The sequence below is a fragment of the Streptomyces rugosispiralis genome (assembly GCF_024505145.1).
GTDB lineage: Bacteria > Actinomycetota > Actinomycetes > Streptomycetales > Streptomycetaceae > Streptomyces > Streptomyces rugosispiralis.
On the sequence record NZ_JANIAA010000014.1, the window covers coordinates 187,378 to 204,442 of the forward strand.

Sequence of the window (17,065 nt, forward strand, 5' to 3'; positions counted from 1 at the left end):
CCTGATGCCTTCCTTCGTTTTCCACGGCCGGTGCCTTCGACGGCCGGTGCCTTCGACGGCCTGTGCCTTCAGCCTCGGCTCCGGGCGGATACGTCACCAGGCCCGGTTCAACCTGGGTCTGCCAGAACCACCTGTCCGGCCCAGAATCCGCCGGCGCGCGGATAATGAACGAATGGGCCATTCCGAACCGGAGATCAAGGGGTTTCTCAAGGCGCGCCGGGCCGCGCTCGACCCGGCCGAGCTGGGGCTGCCGGAGGGCGTCGTCCGGCGCCGGGTGCGCGGTCTGCGCCGCGAGGAGGTCGCTCAGCGGGCCGGGATCAGCGTCGACTACTACACCCGTATCGAGCAGGGCCGGGCCCCGGCCGTCTCGGACTCGGTGGTCGACGGACTGGCGCGGGCGCTGCGGCTGACCCCGTCCGAGCACACCTATCTGCGCAACATCACCCTGCCCCGGCGGCGCGCCGGGGAGCCCGACTCCGACCCGCGGCCGCGGGTGCGGCCGGAGATCCAGCAACTGCTGAACGCGATGGACGGCACCGTCCCGGCCTATGTCTACGGACCGGCGATGGACATCCTGGCCTGGAACACCCTCGGCACCCGGCTCGGCATCGACTACGCCGCGATCCCCGAGGAGCGGCGCAACAGCCCGCTGCTGGTCTTCCTCGACCCCCGGGTGCGGGAGATCCATCCGAACTGGGCCGAGGTCGCCGACGACACGGTGGCCGGGCTGCGCGCGGAGACCGGCCGTCACCCGGGCAGTTCGCGGGTGTGCCGGGTGACCCATGAGCTGCTGGAGCGGAGCGAGGAGTTCCGGCGGCGGTGGGAGGCGCAGGCGGTGCAGGAGCGGACGCGGGGCGTCAAGCGGTTCCGCCATCCGGAGGCGGGGGAGCTGGTGCTGCGGTTCGAGGCGTTCGTGCTGCCCGCGGACCCGGGGCAGATGCTGTGCACCTATACGGCCGACGCGGGGTCGGCGACGGCGGAGGCGCTGAAGGTGCTGGCGGGCGCGGCGTCGGTGGCCTGACGGTCACCGGCGGCTCGAGAACTGCTCCGTTTTTGTCGCGTCCCACCTCCTTGACGCGACTGGAAACTTTCCTTACTTTCATTCCCTCCCACGGTGGCGCCAGTGGCGCCAGAGGGCAATGGAGGTCCGGATGTCCGGCACCGAGGGCGGATTCGTCCGCCGTATCGGCCTGTTCCAGTCGACCGCCATCAACATGAGCCAGATGTGCGGCATCGGGCCGTTCGTCACCATCCCCCTCATGGTCGCCGCCTTCGGCGGACCACAGGCCGTCATCGGCTTCGTCGCGGGCGCGGTGCTCGCGCTCGCCGACGGGCTGATCTGGGCCGAGCTGGGCGCCTCGCTGCCCGGGGCCGGGGGCAGCTATGTGTATCTGCGTCAGGCGTTCCAGTACCGCAGCGGCAAGCTGATGCCGTTCCTGTTCGTCTGGACGGCGATGCTGTTCATCCCGCTGATCATGTCCACGGGTGTGGTCGGCCTCGTGCAGTATCTGGGCTATCTCTGGCCGGATATGACGCAGACCCAGGGCGATCTGGTCGGCCTCGGCGTCATCGTCCTGGTCATCGGGCTGCTGTGGCGGGGCGTCGAGCACATCGCCCGGATCACGGCCGTCATGTGGTGCGTGATGATCGCCTCCGTGGTCCTCGTCATCGTGGCGGCCTTCAGCCACTTCGACGCGGGGCAGGCGTTCACCTATCCGGACCACGCCTTCGAGCTGACCAGCGGTCACTTCTGGACCGGGTTCGCCGCGGGCCTGACCATCGGGATCTACGACTACCTCGGCTACAACACCGCCGCGTACATGGGCGCCGAGATCAAGGACCCCGGCCGCACCCTGCCGCGGGCGATCGTCACCTCGATCGCCGGGATCATGGGGATCTACCTGCTGCTGCAGATCGGCACGCTCGGCGTCGTCGACTGGCACGAGATGACCGACCCCGACTCGGTGGCCGCCCAGTCCGTCGCCTCGGCGGTGCTGGAGGAGACCTGGGGGAAGGGCGCGGCCGACGTCGTCACCGTGCTCATCCTCATCACGGCCTTCGCATCGGTCTTCGCCGGGCTGCTGGGCGGCTCCCGGGTGCCGTACGACGCCGCCCGCGACCGGGTCTTCTTCCGGCCGTACGGCAAACTCCACCCGCGTCATCGCTTCCCCGTGCTGGGCCTGGCCACGATGGGCGTCGTGACCGCGATCGGCTTCCTGATCGGCCGCCACACCGATCTGGCCACGCTCATCCAACTGCTGACCACGGTCATGGTGATCGTGCAGGCCCTGGCGCAGGTCGTCGCCGTCACGGTGCTGCGCCGCCGCCAGCCCGGCCTGCGGCGGCCGTACCGGATGTGGCTCTATCCGCTGCCGAGCGTGGTGGCGCTGGTGGGCTGGCTGGTGATCTACGGCTACGCGGACAAGAACTCCCCCGGGCGGCACCCCATCGAGTGGTCGCTGGCCTGGGTCGCGGCGGGGTGTGTGGCGTTCGTGCTGTGGGCGCGGATGGAGAAGGTGTGGCCGTTCGGCCCGAAGGAGATCAGCGAGGAGTACGCGGCGGGCGGCGACCCCGATACGGCGGGCGACCCCGATAGGGCAGGCGGCGCCGATACGGCAGGCGAGCCCGGTACGGCGGGCGACCCCGATACGGCAGGCGGCGCCGATACGCCATACGGCGCCGGTACGGCAGGCGCCGCCGGGGGCGCGGCGAACGCCCTGGGCGGCACGGGAGACGGCCCTGACGGCCCTGACGGCCCGGACGGCGCCGTCAGCCCCGGGGCGCCACCGCCTCCCACCGCACCGTGACCTCGCCCTGGCGCCAGCGCCGTGGGCCGTCGGTGAGCGGCCAGCCCTCGGCGCGCAGCGTCTGGGCGCTGCGTATCCAGCGCTGACGCGCGCTGAGCGGCGCGTACGGCGCGGCGGCCGCCCACGCGCGGTCGAAGTCGCGCAGGAAGGTGTGCACCGGCTCACCCGGCACATTGCGGTGGATCAGCGCCTTGGGGAGCCGTTCGGCCAGGTCGGAGGGGCGTTCCAGGGAGCCGAGGCGGGCCGCGAAGGTCACGGTGCGCGGGCCCGCCGCGTCGAGCGCGACCCATACGTGCCGTCGCCCGATCTCGTCGCAGGTGCCCTCCACCAGCAGTCCGCCGGGCGCCAGCCGGGCGCACAGCCGCCGCCACACGGCGGCGACCTCGCCCTCCTCGTACTGGCGCAGCACATTGGCCGCCCGGATGAGCGCCGGGCGGGCCCCGCCGGGCAGCGGCACCTCGAAGCCGCCGTGCGCGAAGGTGAGCCCCTCGCGCTCGTACGGCCGCGCGGCCAGCACGCGACCGGGGTCGATCTCGACCCCGACGACGCGGGCCCCGGCCCGTACGGTCCGCAGCCGGTCCAGCAGTTCGACGGCGGTCCACGGGGCCGCCCCGTACCCCAGATCCACCGCCACCGGCGCCTCCCCGGCCCGTCGCAGCGCGGGCCCGTGCGCCGCCGCGATCCACCGGTCCATCCGGCGCAGCCGGTTGGGGTTGGTCGTCCCGCGGGTCGCCGAACCGATCGGACGGGACGGCGGGGGAACGCGGGCGGACATGGCGCTGAGCCTATGCCGGGGCGGAGGCGCGGCCCGATGCCGGGGCGGACGCTGTGCCTGGGGTGGGGGGGACCCCATGTCGGGGCCGCTGGGAAACCCGTACCGGGGCCGCTGGGGAACCCATAGCGGGGCCGCTGGGGAGTGGCCGTCGGACATCAGAACGTCACGCTTTGGCAAAGCGGAAATGGGAACCATACGTTCCGGTGTTGACGCCCTGGAGGGAGCCCGCCCCGGCAAGGAGGTAACGCGCGGTGAGCCAGCACGCGTCCCGGCTCGGCGGCCTGCGAGGCCGGTCCCACATACCGTTTGGCGCCCCGTCCCACCAGCGGCTTCGCCGTATTCCACGGCGGCCGCGGCGGATCGCGATGCTCAGCGTCCACACCTCGCCGCTGCATCAGCCCGGCACGGGCGACGCCGGCGGCATGAACGTCTACATCGTGGAGCTGGCCAGGCGCCTGGCCGCCATCGACATCGAGGTGGAGATCTTCACCCGCGCCACCACCGCCGCGCTGCCCCCGGCCGTCGAGCTCGCCCCCGGGGTGCTCGTGCGGCATGTGGACGCCGGGCCGTACGAGGGTCTTGCCAAGGAGGACCTGCCGGCCCAGCTGTGCGCGTTCACCCACGGCGTCATGCAGGCGTGGGCCGGGCACCGGCCGGGCCACTACGACCTCGTCCACTCCCACTACTGGCTCTCCGGCCATGTCGGCTGGCTGGCCGCCGAGCGCTGGGGAGTGCCGCTGGTGCACGCCATGCACACCATGGCCAAGGTCAAGAACGCCGCGCTGGCGTCGGGCGACACCCCCGAGCCCGCGGCCCGCGTCATCGGCGAGCAGCAGATCGTCCGCGCCGCCGACCGGCTGATCGCCAACACCGCCGAGGAGGCGGAGGAGCTGGTGCGCCACTACGAGGCGGCGCGCGAGCTGGTGGCGGTCGTCCACCCCGGGGTGAACCTCGACCGCTTCCGGCCCGCCGACGGCCGGGCCGCCGCCCGCGCCCGGCTGGGGCTCCCGGCGGACGCGCTGATACCCCTCTTCGCCGGGCGCATACAGCCGCTGAAGGCCCCCGACATCCTGCTGCACGCCGTCGCCCACCTCCTGGAGGAGGACCCCTCGCTGCGCGAGCGCATGGTCGTGCCCGTGGTCGGCGGCCCCAGCGGCAGCGGCCTGGCCAAGCCCGAGGGGCTGCACAAGCTGGCGGCGCGGCTGGGGATCTGCGATGTGGTCCGGTTCCGGCCGCCTTGTGCGCAGGACGAGCTGGCGGACTGGTACCGCGCGGCGTCCGTGCTGGTCATGCCGTCGTACAGCGAGTCGTTCGGCCTGGTGGCCATCGAGGCGCAGGCGTGCGGCACCTCGGTCGTGGCGGCCTCGGTGGGCGGCCTGCCGGTGGCCGTACGGGACGGGGTCAGCGGCACGCTGATCGACGGTCACGACCCCGCCGACTACGCCCGCGCCCTGCGCCCCTTCGCGCAGGACCCGGGGCGGGCGGACCGGATGGGCGCGGCGGCGGCCGGGCACGCCCAGTCCTTCGGGTGGGACACGGCCGCCGCGGCCACGGCGGAGGTGTACACGGAGGCGATGCGTGAGCGGCGTCGCCTACGATCGGCCCATGGCTGACCCCAAGGCTGACACCGCCCCCGAGGGGGACCCCCGGGCCGTCATCGAGCGGACGCTGAACGACGCCGAACTGGAGTGGGAGAGCCCGGAGGACGGCACCTACGTCGTCACGCTCCCGGGCATCCGCAAGCTGTCGACCACCTGCTCGCTGCGGGTCGGCCGGCACTCCCTCTCGGTCAACGCCTTCGTCGTCCGCCACCCGGACGAGAATCACGAGGCGGTCCACCGCTGGCTGCTGGAGCGCAACACCCGGCTGTACGGGGTGAGTTACGCGATCGACCAGCTCGGCGACATCTATCTGGTGGGCAAGCTGCCGCTCGTGGCCATCACCCCGGAGGAAGTGGACCGGCTGCTCGGCACGGTGCTGGAGAACGCGGACGGCAGCTTCAACACACTGCTGGAGATGGGGTTCGCCACGGCCATTCGCAAGGAGTACGCGTGGCGTACCTCGCGGGGCGAATCGACGCGGAACCTTGAGGCGTTCAGCAATCTGACTCGGGATGCGGCGAAGTGAAGAGCCGGGCCTTGGCCCGGCCCTGGTCCGACCCCGCCTTTCCGCATGACCTACGCCCATTTGGCCTACGTCGATTTGGGCTACGTCCATCCGTTGACCTACGTCCATCCGGTTGACCTACGTCCGTCCTGACGCGACCCCTTCCGCGTGCCCCTGCCCCATGGCATTCTCGCGCCGTCTCTCACCTGAACTGCGTTCACATCCATGGAAGGCGGGGCTGGCTCATGGGCACGGAGATCGGCAGAAGGCAGTTGCTCGGCGGTGCGATGGGACTGGCGGCGGGCGCCACGCTCCTGGGGGCGGGGACCCCGCTCCTGACCGCCACGGACGCGGCGGCGGCCGCCGTACCGGGCACGCCGGGCGGGACGGCCGCGTCCGGCGGGACGGGCACGTCCGGCGGGGCCCGTACGTCCGCCCTCTGGCGTGAGTTCCTCGCCCACCCGTACACCCACCCCCAGATCCCGTACGTCGGCCGCGCCGGATACCTCGGTGGCCGCACGAGCTTCCCCCGCCCGCCCGTCGTCGCGGACGTTCGCGCCTTCGGCGCCCGGCCCGACGGCTCCGCGGACGCCGCCCCCGCGATCAACCGCGCCATCGCCGCCGCCGGTCGGCGCGGCGGCGGCACGGTGCTGGTGCCGCCCGGGACGTACCGCGTGGACGACGTCATCCGCCTCGGCTACGACAACGTCGTGCTGCGCGGCGCGGGCAGCGGCCGCACCACCCTCCACGCGACCCGCGACCTCACCGAACTGATCGGCCCGTACGGCAGCCGCTACGGCGGCAACAAGTCGTCCTGGTCCTGGGTCGGCGGGCTCATCTGGATCTGCCCGGACGCCCGCTGGCGCTCCCTCACCGACGCGATCCGGGCCCAGACATGGCCGTTCGAGGGCTGGACCGGCAACCGGCGCGACGAGTGGCACACCCTTACCGACTTCGCCGCCCCCGCCCGCCGCGGCGACTGGACGGTGACCGTCGAGGACCCGTCCGCCCTGCGCCGCGGCGACCGCGTGCTGCTCCAACTCACCGACGACGACGCCCACTCGCTGCTTGCCCATATGGCCGGTGATGTCGAGGGCGCCACCGACTACGTCTGGACCGACAAGACCAAGCTCACCTCGTACGTCCCCTACGAGTGGCCGTGCCGCGTCGTCGCCGTCGACCGGTGGCGGCGCCGGGTGACCCTCGACCGTCCGCTGCCGCTCGACGCCCGGCCCGGCTGGAAGCCCCGGTTCACCACACTGGTGCGCCCGGTCACCGGCTCCGGGATCGAGGGCATCACCCTCGACGTCGTCGAGACCCCGCAGTCGCAGCATCTGCTGGACAAGGGGTACAACGGCGTCGCGCTGCAGTGCGCGTGGGACTGCTGGGTGGACGACGTGACCGTCAACAACGTGGACAACGGCTTCCTGCTCGTCGCCGCCAAGGCGTGCACCCTGCGCCGCACCCGGGTGACGGGCCGCGGCAGCCATCATCCTTACTGCTGCCGCGAAGGCTCGCACGACAACCTCGTGGAGGACTTCGTGCTGGCCCAGCGCACCGTCCCGGCCCCGGCGGGTACCCAACTGCACGGGATCAACGTGGAGGGGCTGTCCAGCTACAACGTCTGGTCGCGCGGCCGGATGGAGATGGGCACCTTCGACACCCACCGCGGGATGCCCTTCGCCAACGTCCGTACGGAGATCACCGTGGACAACACGGGGTCGCACGGCGGCGACGCGAGCGCTGGTCCGCTCTACGGCGCGCGGTTCGCCCACTGGAACGTCACGGTCACCAATCAGCGGGCCGGGTGCGTCAGGATCGACGACATCGCACCGTACAGCGCGACGGTCGGGATCAGCGAGGTCCGGCAGTTCGGCCAGATCGACGTCCCGGACTTCACCGGTCCGCTCCACTCCCGTATCGAGTCCTACGGCCACCCGGAGGCGGTCCACCCCCGCAACCTGTACGAGGCGCAGCGCGCCCTGCCGCCGCGCGCCCTGCGCTGAGCTGCCCCGCTGGCGCCCCCGCTGAGACCTCCGTCGGCACCTCCCGGAAAACCCGGTGCGAAACGCGGTGAAGAAATACGGTCCATGAGGGCTCTTCATGGTGAACCGGCTCCGGCGGCCGGGAACCATGAAGAGGAGACGCAACGGTGCTCATGGACAATCCGTGGCTCACGGTGGCAACGGTCGTGACGGTGGGGGTGCTACGGCTGATGGGGGATGTCGTCCGCTGGCTGGCGGCGCGTTCGGGCGAACGGCTCCGGGCGCGCACGCTGGCCGAGTTGGTGAACAGAACGGAGCCGGGCACGGTCCTCACCGACCGCCGCCCCGACGGCGCGGCGCTGACGATACGGCGGCGGCCGGAGGAGCGGGGCGAGCGGGACGAGCGGGGCGAGCGCGGCGAGCGGGACGGGGGCCGGTCGGAATGAGCGACACCGTCGAGGAGACCACGCGCGGCGGGCACCCCGAGGAGGAGTTCGACGCCTTCTACGCCCGCACCTACCCCTGGCTGGCCGCTCGCGCGGTGATGCTCAGCGACAACCGGCAGAACGCCGAGGACGCCGTGCAGGAGGCGTACATCGAGGCGATGCGCCGCTGGCCCGAGGTCAGGGCGTGCGCCTCGCCCGAGGCATGGGTGACCACCACCATGCGGCGCAAGCTCTCGCGGGACGGGCGGCGCTGGTGGTTCCGCTGGAAGCCGGCCGAGATGACCGTCCCGGCCGCCACGACCGCGAGCGTGGAGGAGACCGCCGAGGCGCTGGCCGCCCTGCGCGCCCTGGGCACGCTGCCGCCGCGCCAGCGCCAGGTGGTCGTCATGCACTCGCTCGAGGGCATGAGCTACCAGGCGATCTCGGCCGAGCTGGGGATCTCCGTAGGCAGCGTCGGCAGCAACCTGCACAAGGCCCGCGCCCGGCTGAGCCTGCTGCTCGACGTCTCCCCGGAGCTGGGCCGCGCGACCGACCGCCTCCTGACCCGCACCCCGGAGGACCCACTGAGCGTGGCGCTGTACGGGGCCGCGGAGTGGCTGTCGGCCGGGTTCAGGAGCGATGGCCCGGCGTTGCGGGGCGGAGGCGGAGGCGGAGACGGATGCGGAGGCGGAGGCGGGGGCGGAGGCGGAGGCGGAGGCCGCGGCGGGGCCCGCGACGACGTCTGGGATGACGCCCATGGCGTCGGACGCGATGACGCCCGCGGCGTCGGCCACGACGCGCAGGGGGACGGCGTCCCCCGGGTAGAGCCGCGCGACGGCGACGCGAACCGCGCCGGCGATGGCATCCGGGGGCGTCGATGATCGCCACCGCCCGCGCGCTCCTCGCCCTCGCCCTGCTCGCCGTCTTCTATGCCCTGGTCGCGGCCATGGTGCTGCTCTGGGCGGCCTTCCTCGTGGCCGCCTTATGGACCGCGGGAACGCCGGAGGCCACGACGCCGCCCACCACTGTCGTCACCGCCTGTGCGGCGTTCGCCCCGATCGTCTTCGGCATGGTGTGGGCGGTGATCCGCACCGCCCGCCCCGCCGCCCCGCGCGCGGACGCGGTGACGGTGACCCGGCGCGGGGCGCCGGAGTTATGGCGCACGGTCGAGGAGCTGGCCCTCGACGTCGGCACCCGGCCGCCCGGCCACATCAAGCTGACCGCCGAGGTCAACGCCTCCGTCACCGAGGACGCACCACTCCTCGGCCTCGCCCCCGGCCGACGCGTCCTCTATCTGGGGCTGCCCCTGCTGGCCGGGCTGTCACCCGCCGAACTGCGCGCCGTCCTCGCGCATGAGCTGGGCCACTTCTCCGGCCGCCACAGCCGTTTCGGCGCGGTCGCCCACCGGGGCGCGGCGGGCCTGGTCGCCGCCCGGCAGGCGATCCAGGACGCGTCGGCCGCGAACGACCTGGTGCGGCTGTACGCGGGCGTGCCGCTGCTGCTGCTCGGCCTCTACACCCACGTCTTCCGCTGGCTCACCCGCCCGGTCCGGCGGCGGCAGGAGCTGGAGGCCGATCGCGAGGCGGCGCGGGTGGCCGGTCCGGGCGCCATCGCCGACGCGCTGCGCTCCACGGCGGCGCTGGAGGCGGCGTGGCAGGAGTTCCTCGCGTACTTCCTCGCTCCGATGCGCCGGGCGACGGGCCGGATCCCCGACGATCCGTTCCGCGCCTTCGCCCATATGGTCGAGGCGCCAGAACTACGGGAGCCGATGGCCGCGTTGCGCGCCCGCGCCGTGGAGCGGCCCGCCGACCCGGACGACGCGCATCCGGCCCTGGCCGTCCGGCTGGAACGGCTGTCGCGCCTGCCCGCGCGGGAGCCCGGAAGGGAGCCCTCCGAGCAGCTCTCCGTACATCCGCGGTACGCGGTCGAGCTGGGCCGCGTCCTGCTGTCCGGCCCGGACGCGGGCACGAGGGTGCCCTGGCGGGACTGGCTCACCGAGCTGGCGGAGCACCGCGCGACACGGATCCTGACCCCGCTGGCGAAGGCGGTACGCGGGGTGGAGAAGACGGAGCGGATGGGATGGATGAAGGCGGAGCCGGACGGGGAGCCGGAGCGGCTGACGATCCATCGAGTGCTCCGCCTGCTGGACGGCGGCCGCCGCATGCCGCTGGCCCGCGCGCTCAACGCCCGGCTGCCCGAGGGCGAGCGAATGCCCCGCGGCGATCAGCCCGCACAGGACCCGCTCGCCCCCCTGGCCGAGGCCCTGGCCGTACTGATCGGGGCGCAACTGGTCGCGCAGGGGACGGCGTACTGGGCCATGAACTGGACCGGCCCCAGCATCCTCGTACCGCCCGATGGCATCGCCCCCGAGACCATCCGAACTTGGGCCGACACCGCCGTACGACTCCCCGGCCAGACCCAGCGGCTGGGGTTGCACCTGGCCGCCCTGGGCGTGGACGAACGCGCACCGCTGCCGTTCACCGGCCCGGCAGGCAACACGAAGGCGCGACAGGTCAGCATCGCACCCGGTGCCACCGGCCCCGCACGCCGACGCATCACCGCCGTACGGGCGCTGGCGCTCACCGTGCTGCTGGGGCTGACGGGGCTGACGTTCGTCCTATGGGTGAACCGGGACGAGCCGAGCTACCCCGGGACGCCGGTGACCCGCTGGAACGACCGCTACCAGCCGGGCGGCGGCACGGCCCCGGGGCCGACTCCGTTCCCGACGTACCAGCGGCCCACCTTCCCGGTGTGGCCGACGCCCCCGGCGTACCACCTGCCCTCGGGCTCAGTGCCGAGCATCCACATCGCGCCGGTCATCCCGAGACCTACCCCCTGATCATCGCTGGAGGAGCCCCCGCCCCGCTACGAGGAGCCCGCCCCAACCGCGGGCACTCCAGCACCGGAAGCAGCACCGGCCCCACCACGGGAGGCGGCCCCAACCTCACCAGCCGAAGCCGAAGCCGAAGCCGAAGCCGAAGCCGCACCCGCGACCGAAGCCGAAGCCGCGACCACAGCCGTAACGGTAGCCGCACCCGCATCCGCACCCGCACCCGCATCCGCACCCGCGCCCACGCCACCCCCAGACCTCCCGGCCGCAGGCCGGCTCCGCAGGGCGCGCCCCAGCGCCACGTACCCCCCGGCCGCCACGAGGCCCACCACGGCGCTGGCCCCCCACAGGGCATCCGCGCCGAAGCGGTCCATGACGGCGCCGCCCGCGAGCGGGGCGACGAGCGAGGCGAGGGACCAGGACAGGGTGTACATCCCCTGGTAGCGACCGCGCCCATGGGTCGGGGAGAGCCGGGCGACCAGCCCCATCTGGGTGGGGGAGTTGATGATCTCGCCGATCGTCCAGACCATCACGGCCAGCGCGTACATCCCGACCGACCCGGCGAAGGCGGTCAGCCCGAACCCGGCGCCGGTCAGCAGCGCGGACACCGTCAGCAGCGGTGCCGGATCGCGGTGTTCGAGGAACCGCGTCACCGGGATCTGTACGGCCACGATCAGTACGCCGTTCGTCGCGATCGCGACGCCGAAGTCCGTACTGGACAGCCCGTCCGACCCCATCGCGATGGGCAGCGCCACGTACGCCTGCTGGATGAGGGTCGCGACCAGGAACGACAGCGCGACCACGGCCATGAACCGCCGGTCCCGCAGCACCGTGCCCAACCCGACCTCGCGCTCTTCCGCGGGCGCCGACTCCAGCGAGCCCACCGCAGGCTCGGGCCGAGACTCCGGAACCTTGCCGAAGACGATGACCGCGCACAGCAGCGTCATCCCGGCATCCGCCAGGAAGAGCGTGAGATAGCCGTGGCTCGCGATCAGCCCGGCCGCCGCCGCGGAGACGGCGAAGCCGAGGTTGATGGCCCAGTAGTTGAGCGCGAAGGCCCGCACCCGGTCCCCGGGCGGGACGATGTCGGCGATCATCGCCTGCACCGCGGGCCGTGACGCGTTGCTGGTCATCCCCACCAGAGAGGCCACGACGGCGATGGCGACCGGGTCCTGGACGAACCCCAGCGTGGCGACCGTGATCGCGGTCGACAGCTGCGAGACCAGCAGCGTGGGCCGCCGCCCCAGCCGGTCGGTCAGCACCCCCGAGACGACCGCCGACACGGCCCCGCCGAGGCCGTGCAGCGCCCCGACCAGCCCGGCGAACATCGCCGAGTAGCCCCGATCCACGGTCAGGTACATGGCAAGAAAGGTGGCCACGAACCCGCCCAGCCGATTGATCAGCGTGGAGGTCCACAGCCACCAGAATTCCCGGGGCAACCCCGAGACGCTCTCCTTCGCGGCCTGCCTCAGTCGGACGACGGACACCGGACGACTCCCCCCTGTGAGCGACCCACCCTGTAAGTGGCGCAACCAGGCTCCGCAACTTACCGATGCCGCCCCCACCCCGCCAGTCAATTGACGGGTCCCGTCAACCGACCCCCTCGGACCGGTCCAGTAGGCTCGACGGCATGGCCGACGCACCGTACAAGCTGATCCTCCTCCGCCACGGCGAGAGCGAGTGGAACGCGAAGAACCTGTTCACCGGCTGGGTGGACGTCAACCTGAACGAGAAGGGCGAGAAGGAGGCCGTCCGCGGCGGTGAGCTGCTGAAGGACGCCGGCCTGCTCCCCGACGTGGTCCACACCTCGCTCCAGAAGCGCGCGATCCGCACGGCCCAGCTGGCGCTGGAGTCCGCCGACCGCCACTGGATCCCCGTCCACCGCTCGTGGCGCCTGAACGAGCGCCACTACGGCGCGCTCCAGGGCAAGGACAAGGCGCAGACCCTCGCCGAGTTCGGCGAGGAGCAGTTCATGCTGTGGCGCCGCTCCTACGACACCCCGCCGCCCCCGCTGGACCGCGACGCCGAGTACTCCCAGTTCGCGGACCCCCGCTACGCGACCCTCCCGCCGGAGCTGCGCCCGCGGACGGAGTGCCTCAAGGACGTCGTCGTCCGCATGCTCCCCTACTGGTTCGACGGCATCGTCCCGGACCTGCTCACGGGCAAGACCGTCCTGGTCGCCGCCCACGGCAACTCCCTCCGCGCCCTGGTCAAGCACCTGGACGGCATCTCCGACGCCGACATCGCGGGCCTGAACATCCCGACGGGCATCCCGCTCTCCTACGAACTGGACGCCGACTTCAAGCCGCTCAACCCTGGCGGCACCTACCTCGACCCGGACGCCGCGAAGGCGGCCATCGAGGCAGTGAAGAACCAGGGCAAGAGGAAGTAAGCCCGAACATTCAAGCCCCCTACCTGCGGTCTCACTGCGAGTAGGGGGCTTGCCGCTGTCGTGAGGGGCGCCGCTGGGCCCTCACCAGCGAGAACACCGAGGCCACCTATCGACTCTTCCCTGCGGAATAATCGAGGCATGGCATCAACGTCCAGCGCCTCCGAGCTCCGCCGTGCCAAGTTCGCACGGCGGCTTCCCGACGAGCTCTCGGAGCTCGTCGGCCCAGCCCACGGCACTGTCAGCCTGCCGCTGCACATGGCATGGTCCGGGCTCACCCAGTTCGACCTCGACCAGCCCCGCATGAGGATGAGCTTCTACCGGATCGCCCTGGCCGAGGGCATGCGTGACGATCTGGTGCAATTCCTCAACCATGACCTGCTGATCAGCCTGTGGCCCGTCCTCCGCACCTTGATCAGCCGCGATATCCGCGACACCTGGGAAAGCACCTTCACTGAGCTGGCTCCCAGCGCGACGGCCGTGGCGTGAACCTCACAGACTTGCACCGGCGGCTCCTCGCGGACGTTCTCGCCGTCGGAGGCGCCTACCCCCTCGTTCTCACCGGCGGCTACGCCGTACAAGCGCACGGGCTGGTCGACCGACTCAGCCAGGACTTGGACCTGGCTACGGAGCACCCGGAACGAATGGAGAACATCGCGACGACCGTGCGCGCGGGGCTGGAGGAGCGCGGTTGGCGGGTTCGAGCATGCGAAACCGACCCCCTGTCCGCGCGGCTGATCGTCACTGATGTCGGCAGCGGGGAAGAATGCGAGGTCGACATCCTTAAAGAAGCGCTCTGGCGCCCTCCAGTGGAGACGGAACACGGTCTGGTGCTATCTCTCGAAGATGTGGTCGGCACCAAGGTGCGCGCCCTGGCCGACCGCGGCCTTGCACGCGACCTGATCGATGTCCGAGCTGCGGCGGACCGTTGGAGCCACGCCGAACTGGAAACACTCGGCCGACGCCACGCCCGCGACACCTTCGACCTCGAAGACCTCCAGACCCGACTCACCGGCATCGACTGGATCGACGACGCTGAGTTCGCCGCTTACGGCCTCGACGAGGAAGCAACCGCGGAGCTACGCAAGTGGGCGCAGTCGTGGGCCGACGACATCACAGAGCGACTTCAAGAGCTGGAATTCGACGAAGACATCTGAACCGCCCATCACTCCATGGTGCGCCGTACGTTGATGAGATATCCGCGTGAGAGGCAACACTCATCACCCCGTTTGCTCGCGCAGTTCCGCCGGGGCGTAGCGCAACTGGAAGGTCAGGGCGTGGTCACCGTCGAGCCAATAGATCGTCATGGTTGACAACACGCTGCGCTTGATCCAACGGGTCCGGGAGGCAATAGATTCGTCCTGAGCCAGGATCCAAGATTCAACCTGCTCAGGAAGGCTGAATGTCATGGCGTAGGCGCTCGGATCTTCAGCGGGACGCAGTTGCCACACCGGGTGGGAGGCGGCTTGTGGAAGCCTTCGCAAGTGGACGGTGTGCGTGGGGTGCTCACGGGCGTAGTTCACAAAGCCGTAGAGATTTTCGGAAGCCAGGCCCACGACGAAGGGTGCGGAGGGAAAGGCAAGGACCAGCCCGAGCGTTGACCGGCTGCTCAGACGTTCGGCAAGTCGATCGAGCGGCTCGGCGACGGACAGGGGCAGAGTTAGTAGGTCCTCTCCGAGAGGTATGTCATCGCCCACCACCTGGAGCAGCGGTTGGCGGAGGTAACTCCGTACGTGATACACCCGGGGCCGCGACCCTGCCGATAGCGTGCTGAGCGCCTGATGGGCGAGTTTCGCTTCCGAGGAAACGAGGGTCCTCAACCCTTCGAAGTCCGGCATGGACAGGTCGACGAGTGAAATCTGGTGAGCGAGCGCATCGGCCTGGTGCCAGGCGCCTCGCCCTCGAACGGCCAATCCGTTGTAGCGCTGTGCGAGCACCTGCCGTTCCGGAACCTTCTCGTCCTCGTCCGCCGCGGAGAGCAAGTCGTACCCGCTTGATCGCAGAAGCCAGGCAAGAACTTCTTCCAATAGGTATCCCCGCAACGCTGCTTCGGTGACCATGTCGCATACTCTAAGCAACCTCCTTGGCCACCATATCTGCGGTCTCCAACGCCCACTCGGAGGCGGTCAGGAAGGAGTGAACTCGTACTGCAGCTCGTAGAGATGCCCGGCCTTGGTCATCACCGTCGCTTCGATGGGGCGCTCGCCATCGCTGTAGACGACGCGCAGCGTTCGCAGGACGGGAAGGTTCCCCGGCAGGCCGAGCACCGTGTACTGCTCCTGCGTCGGTACGCGCGCGGAGACCTTGTCGACGCTGAGGCGGGGTGGGTAGCCCAGCTCCGCGAGGAGAGCCGGGGTGCCGCCCTTGATCTTGCGGCGGTCCATCATCGCCGTCCCGCGAGCCAGCTCCAGCGGGTAGTACGACTTCACCAGTTCCACCGGCTCGTCGTCCAGGAGCAGCACCTGCGCCCGCAGCAGCGCCATGCCGTCCTCCGGGAGCCGCAGCGCTTCGGCCACGTCGGCGGGTGGGCGGATCTCGGTGGCGTCGAGGAGCCGGCTACTGCCGCGAGCCTGGTGGCCCGCCGCGGCCTCACTGATCCATCGGTACGGCTCTCCGGGCGCGGCCGGGGCCATGTACGAGGCGGGGCGCATGGTGCGCTGCCGGTGTTCGCGTACGGTGACGGCTGCTCCGGCGCGGCCGACCGCCAGCCCTTCGTCCTTCAGGAGCTGCAAGGCTTTCTGTACGGTCGCGTTCGAGGCGGTGAACCGCTCCTTGAGCTGGGCGGTCGAGGGAAGCTTGGCGCCGGGAGGAAGGTCGCCGGACATGATCTCGTCGCGTAGGTCGGCGGCGATCCGTTCGTGCAGCGACCGCTGGTCGACTGCGTTCTGTTCTGCCTTCGGCACGGTCATCCCATCCTGAGTTCGTAGCGCAGGCGCTGGCGTTGGGCGGGCATGGTGATCAGGTCGGCCTGAATGGGCCGTTCGTCCTCGTCGAGCACGACCCGCTCCAGGCACAGCACCGGTTCCTCCGTGCCGGTCCGCAGCAGTTCCCGCACCTGCGCGTCCGGAATGCGCGCCGTCACGTCCTCGCGCACCCGGCGACCCACATGCCCCAGCTCGGCGAGCAGCGCCACCGCTCCTCCTCGGATCTTCGCGGTGCCCGCGAGGCCAGTGCCTGCGGCGATATGCGCCGGGTAGTAGGAGTCGGTCAGCTCGCACGGCTCCTCGTCGAGGTACATGATCCGGCGCCGTACGACGACCGTATCCCCGTCCCCGAGCCCCAGAAGGCGGGCCACGACAGCCGGAGTGGGAACCTCCCCGGCATGCAGGATGCGCTGCGTCCCACGCCTGCCGCGCGCTGCCGCTTCCTCACCCCATGCGTCGCCCCGACCGCCCTCAACAGGCCGCAGATAGGGCATCGAGGAACTGATCCACGCATCGCTGGCCACTGAGCCCCTCCTCAAGCGTGATCGACACTCGCCGACCTTGCCGCTTTACACAGTAAGCGACCCCTTGGCCATCACCCCCAGAGAGTACCTCGCTACCTTTCGCGAATAGCGGTAAGGTGATGTCGCTCTCACACCCAGCTCTGAGGCGGTGACTCGCCATGCCCCTGATGCGGCAGCAGTTCTTCACGCGACGTAAGCCATCCATTCGCGCAACGCGACAGTTCGTCACCGGCACGCTCTCCGAATGGGGTTACGTAGATCGCTTGGAGGAGATCCAGTTATGCGTGTCGGAGATCGCCA

16 protein-coding genes are annotated in these 17,065 nt (G+C 71.1%); 11 read left to right on the forward strand and 5 right to left on the reverse strand.

Translation table 11 applies throughout. The features are described 5' to 3' along the window. The first annotated feature begins 172 nt into the window (after nt 1-172). On the forward strand, nt 173-1,021 hold the full coding sequence (locus NP777_RS22530; protein WP_256651971.1) for a helix-turn-helix transcriptional regulator: 849 nt from the start codon (nt 173-175) through the stop codon (nt 1,019-1,021). Between the two features lie 130 nt (nt 1,022-1,151). Then, nucleotides 1,152-2,807 (forward strand): APC family permease, encoded by a 1,656-nt coding sequence (locus NP777_RS22535; RefSeq protein WP_256651972.1) that lies wholly within the window; start codon nt 1,152-1,154, stop codon nt 2,805-2,807. Here the strand turns inward: NP777_RS22535 and NP777_RS22540 are convergent. Next, the gene (locus NP777_RS22540; RefSeq protein ID WP_256651973.1) at nt 2,770-3,582 is read right to left on the reverse strand and encodes a class I SAM-dependent methyltransferase; all 813 of its coding nucleotides are present in this window, start codon (nt 3,580-3,582) and stop codon (nt 2,770-2,772) included. The genes NP777_RS22535 and NP777_RS22540 overlap by 38 nt on opposite strands. Before the next feature lie 251 nt (nt 3,583-3,833). On the opposite strand from NP777_RS22540, the gene mshA reads away from it, so the two are divergent. From mshA to NP777_RS22570, 6 genes are all read left to right on the forward strand, one after another. Continuing rightward, nucleotides 3,834-5,195: a D-inositol-3-phosphate glycosyltransferase gene (gene mshA / locus NP777_RS22545; RefSeq protein ID WP_256651974.1), complete on the forward strand. Its 1,362-nt coding sequence runs from the start codon at nt 3,834-3,836 to the stop codon at nt 5,193-5,195. Further along, complete coding sequence (locus NP777_RS22550; RefSeq protein WP_256651975.1) at nt 5,188-5,709, forward strand: type III secretion system chaperone family protein; 522 nt, start codon at nt 5,188-5,190, stop codon at nt 5,707-5,709. Before mshA ends, NP777_RS22550 begins: the two co-directional genes overlap by 8 nt. Nucleotides 5,710-5,933: 224 nt before the next feature. Continuing rightward, the gene (locus tag NP777_RS22555) at nt 5,934-7,694 is read left to right on the forward strand and encodes a glycoside hydrolase family 55 protein (RefSeq protein WP_256651976.1); all 1,761 of its coding nucleotides are present in this window, start codon (nt 5,934-5,936) and stop codon (nt 7,692-7,694) included. 152 nt (nt 7,695-7,846) lie between these two features. Continuing rightward, nucleotides 7,847-8,119 (forward strand): hypothetical protein, encoded by a 273-nt coding sequence (locus NP777_RS22560; RefSeq protein ID WP_256651977.1) that lies wholly within the window; start codon nt 7,847-7,849, stop codon nt 8,117-8,119. Next, complete coding sequence (locus tag NP777_RS22565) at nt 8,116-8,979, forward strand: RNA polymerase sigma factor (RefSeq protein WP_256651978.1); 864 nt, start codon at nt 8,116-8,118, stop codon at nt 8,977-8,979. Before NP777_RS22560 ends, NP777_RS22565 begins: the two co-directional genes overlap by 4 nt. Beyond that, nucleotides 8,976-10,937 (forward strand): M48 family metalloprotease, encoded by a 1,962-nt coding sequence (locus NP777_RS22570; RefSeq protein WP_256651979.1) that lies wholly within the window; start codon nt 8,976-8,978, stop codon nt 10,935-10,937. The genes NP777_RS22565 and NP777_RS22570 overlap by 4 nt, the downstream gene beginning before the upstream one ends. Before the next feature lie 26 nt (nt 10,938-10,963). On the opposite strand, the gene NP777_RS22575 is transcribed toward NP777_RS22570, so the two are convergent. After that, on the reverse strand, nt 10,964-12,415 hold the full coding sequence (locus NP777_RS22575; RefSeq protein ID WP_256651980.1) for an MDR family MFS transporter: 1,452 nt from the start codon (nt 12,413-12,415) through the stop codon (nt 10,964-10,966). Between the two features lie 143 nt (nt 12,416-12,558). Here NP777_RS22575 and NP777_RS22580 point away from each other — a divergent pair, with 143 nt between their 5' ends. From NP777_RS22580 to NP777_RS22590, 3 genes are all read left to right on the forward strand, one after another. Next, on the forward strand, nt 12,559-13,320 hold the full coding sequence (locus tag NP777_RS22580) for a phosphoglyceromutase (protein ID WP_256651981.1): 762 nt from the start codon (nt 12,559-12,561) through the stop codon (nt 13,318-13,320). Between the two features lie 138 nt (nt 13,321-13,458). Further along, the gene (locus NP777_RS22585; RefSeq protein ID WP_256651982.1) at nt 13,459-13,806 is read left to right on the forward strand and encodes a transcriptional regulator; all 348 of its coding nucleotides are present in this window, start codon (nt 13,459-13,461) and stop codon (nt 13,804-13,806) included. Next, nucleotides 13,803-14,474: a nucleotidyl transferase AbiEii/AbiGii toxin family protein gene (locus tag NP777_RS22590; RefSeq protein ID WP_256651983.1), complete on the forward strand. Its 672-nt coding sequence runs from the start codon at nt 13,803-13,805 to the stop codon at nt 14,472-14,474. The genes NP777_RS22585 and NP777_RS22590 overlap by 4 nt, the downstream gene beginning before the upstream one ends. 63 nt (nt 14,475-14,537) lie before the next feature. Here the strand turns inward: NP777_RS22590 and NP777_RS22595 are convergent, their stop codons facing one another. From NP777_RS22595 to NP777_RS22605, 3 genes are all read right to left on the reverse strand, one after another. Then, nucleotides 14,538-15,377, reverse strand: a complete 840-nt coding sequence (locus NP777_RS22595) for a hypothetical protein (RefSeq protein ID WP_256651984.1) — start codon at nt 15,375-15,377, stop codon at nt 14,538-14,540. 66 nt (nt 15,378-15,443) lie between these two features. Next, entirely contained in the window at nt 15,444-16,226 is a 783-nt protein-coding gene (locus tag NP777_RS22600) for a GntR family transcriptional regulator (protein ID WP_256651985.1), read from the reverse strand. Next, nucleotides 16,223-16,735 carry a GntR family transcriptional regulator gene (locus NP777_RS22605; RefSeq protein ID WP_305890036.1) on the reverse strand — a complete coding sequence of 171 codons (513 nt, stop codon included), beginning with the start codon at nt 16,733-16,735 and terminating at the stop codon, nt 16,223-16,225. The genes NP777_RS22600 and NP777_RS22605 overlap by 4 nt, the downstream gene beginning before the upstream one ends. Nucleotides 16,736-17,065: the final 330 nt, after the last annotated feature.

Coding starts and splice junctions, on each gene's coding strand:
- NP777_RS22530 (WP_256651971.1), top strand. CDS start 173: ATGGGCCATTCCGAACCGGAGATCAAGGGGTTTCTCAAGGCGCGCCGG.
- NP777_RS22535 (WP_256651972.1), top strand. CDS start 1,152: ATGTCCGGCACCGAGGGCGGATTCGTCCGCCGTATCGGCCTGTTCCAG.
- NP777_RS22540 (WP_256651973.1), bottom strand. CDS start 3,582: ATGTCCGCCCGCGTTCCCCCGCCGTCCCGTCCGATCGGTTCGGCGACC.
- NP777_RS22550 (WP_256651975.1), top strand. CDS start 5,188: ATGGCTGACCCCAAGGCTGACACCGCCCCCGAGGGGGACCCCCGGGCC.
- NP777_RS22555 (WP_256651976.1), top strand. CDS start 5,934: ATGGGCACGGAGATCGGCAGAAGGCAGTTGCTCGGCGGTGCGATGGGA.
- NP777_RS22560 (WP_256651977.1), top strand. CDS start 7,847: ATGGACAATCCGTGGCTCACGGTGGCAACGGTCGTGACGGTGGGGGTG.
- NP777_RS22565 (WP_256651978.1), top strand. CDS start 8,116: ATGAGCGACACCGTCGAGGAGACCACGCGCGGCGGGCACCCCGAGGAG.
- NP777_RS22570 (WP_256651979.1), top strand. CDS start 8,976: ATGATCGCCACCGCCCGCGCGCTCCTCGCCCTCGCCCTGCTCGCCGTC.
- NP777_RS22580 (WP_256651981.1), top strand. CDS start 12,559: ATGGCCGACGCACCGTACAAGCTGATCCTCCTCCGCCACGGCGAGAGC.
- NP777_RS22585 (WP_256651982.1), top strand. CDS start 13,459: ATGGCATCAACGTCCAGCGCCTCCGAGCTCCGCCGTGCCAAGTTCGCA.
- NP777_RS22595 (WP_256651984.1), bottom strand. CDS start 15,377: ATGGTCACCGAAGCAGCGTTGCGGGGATACCTATTGGAAGAAGTTCTT.
- NP777_RS22600 (WP_256651985.1), bottom strand. CDS start 16,226: ATGACCGTGCCGAAGGCAGAACAGAACGCAGTCGACCAGCGGTCGCTG.
- NP777_RS22605 (WP_305890036.1), bottom strand. CDS start 16,735: ATGCCCTATCTGCGGCCTGTTGAGGGCGGTCGGGGCGACGCATGGGGT.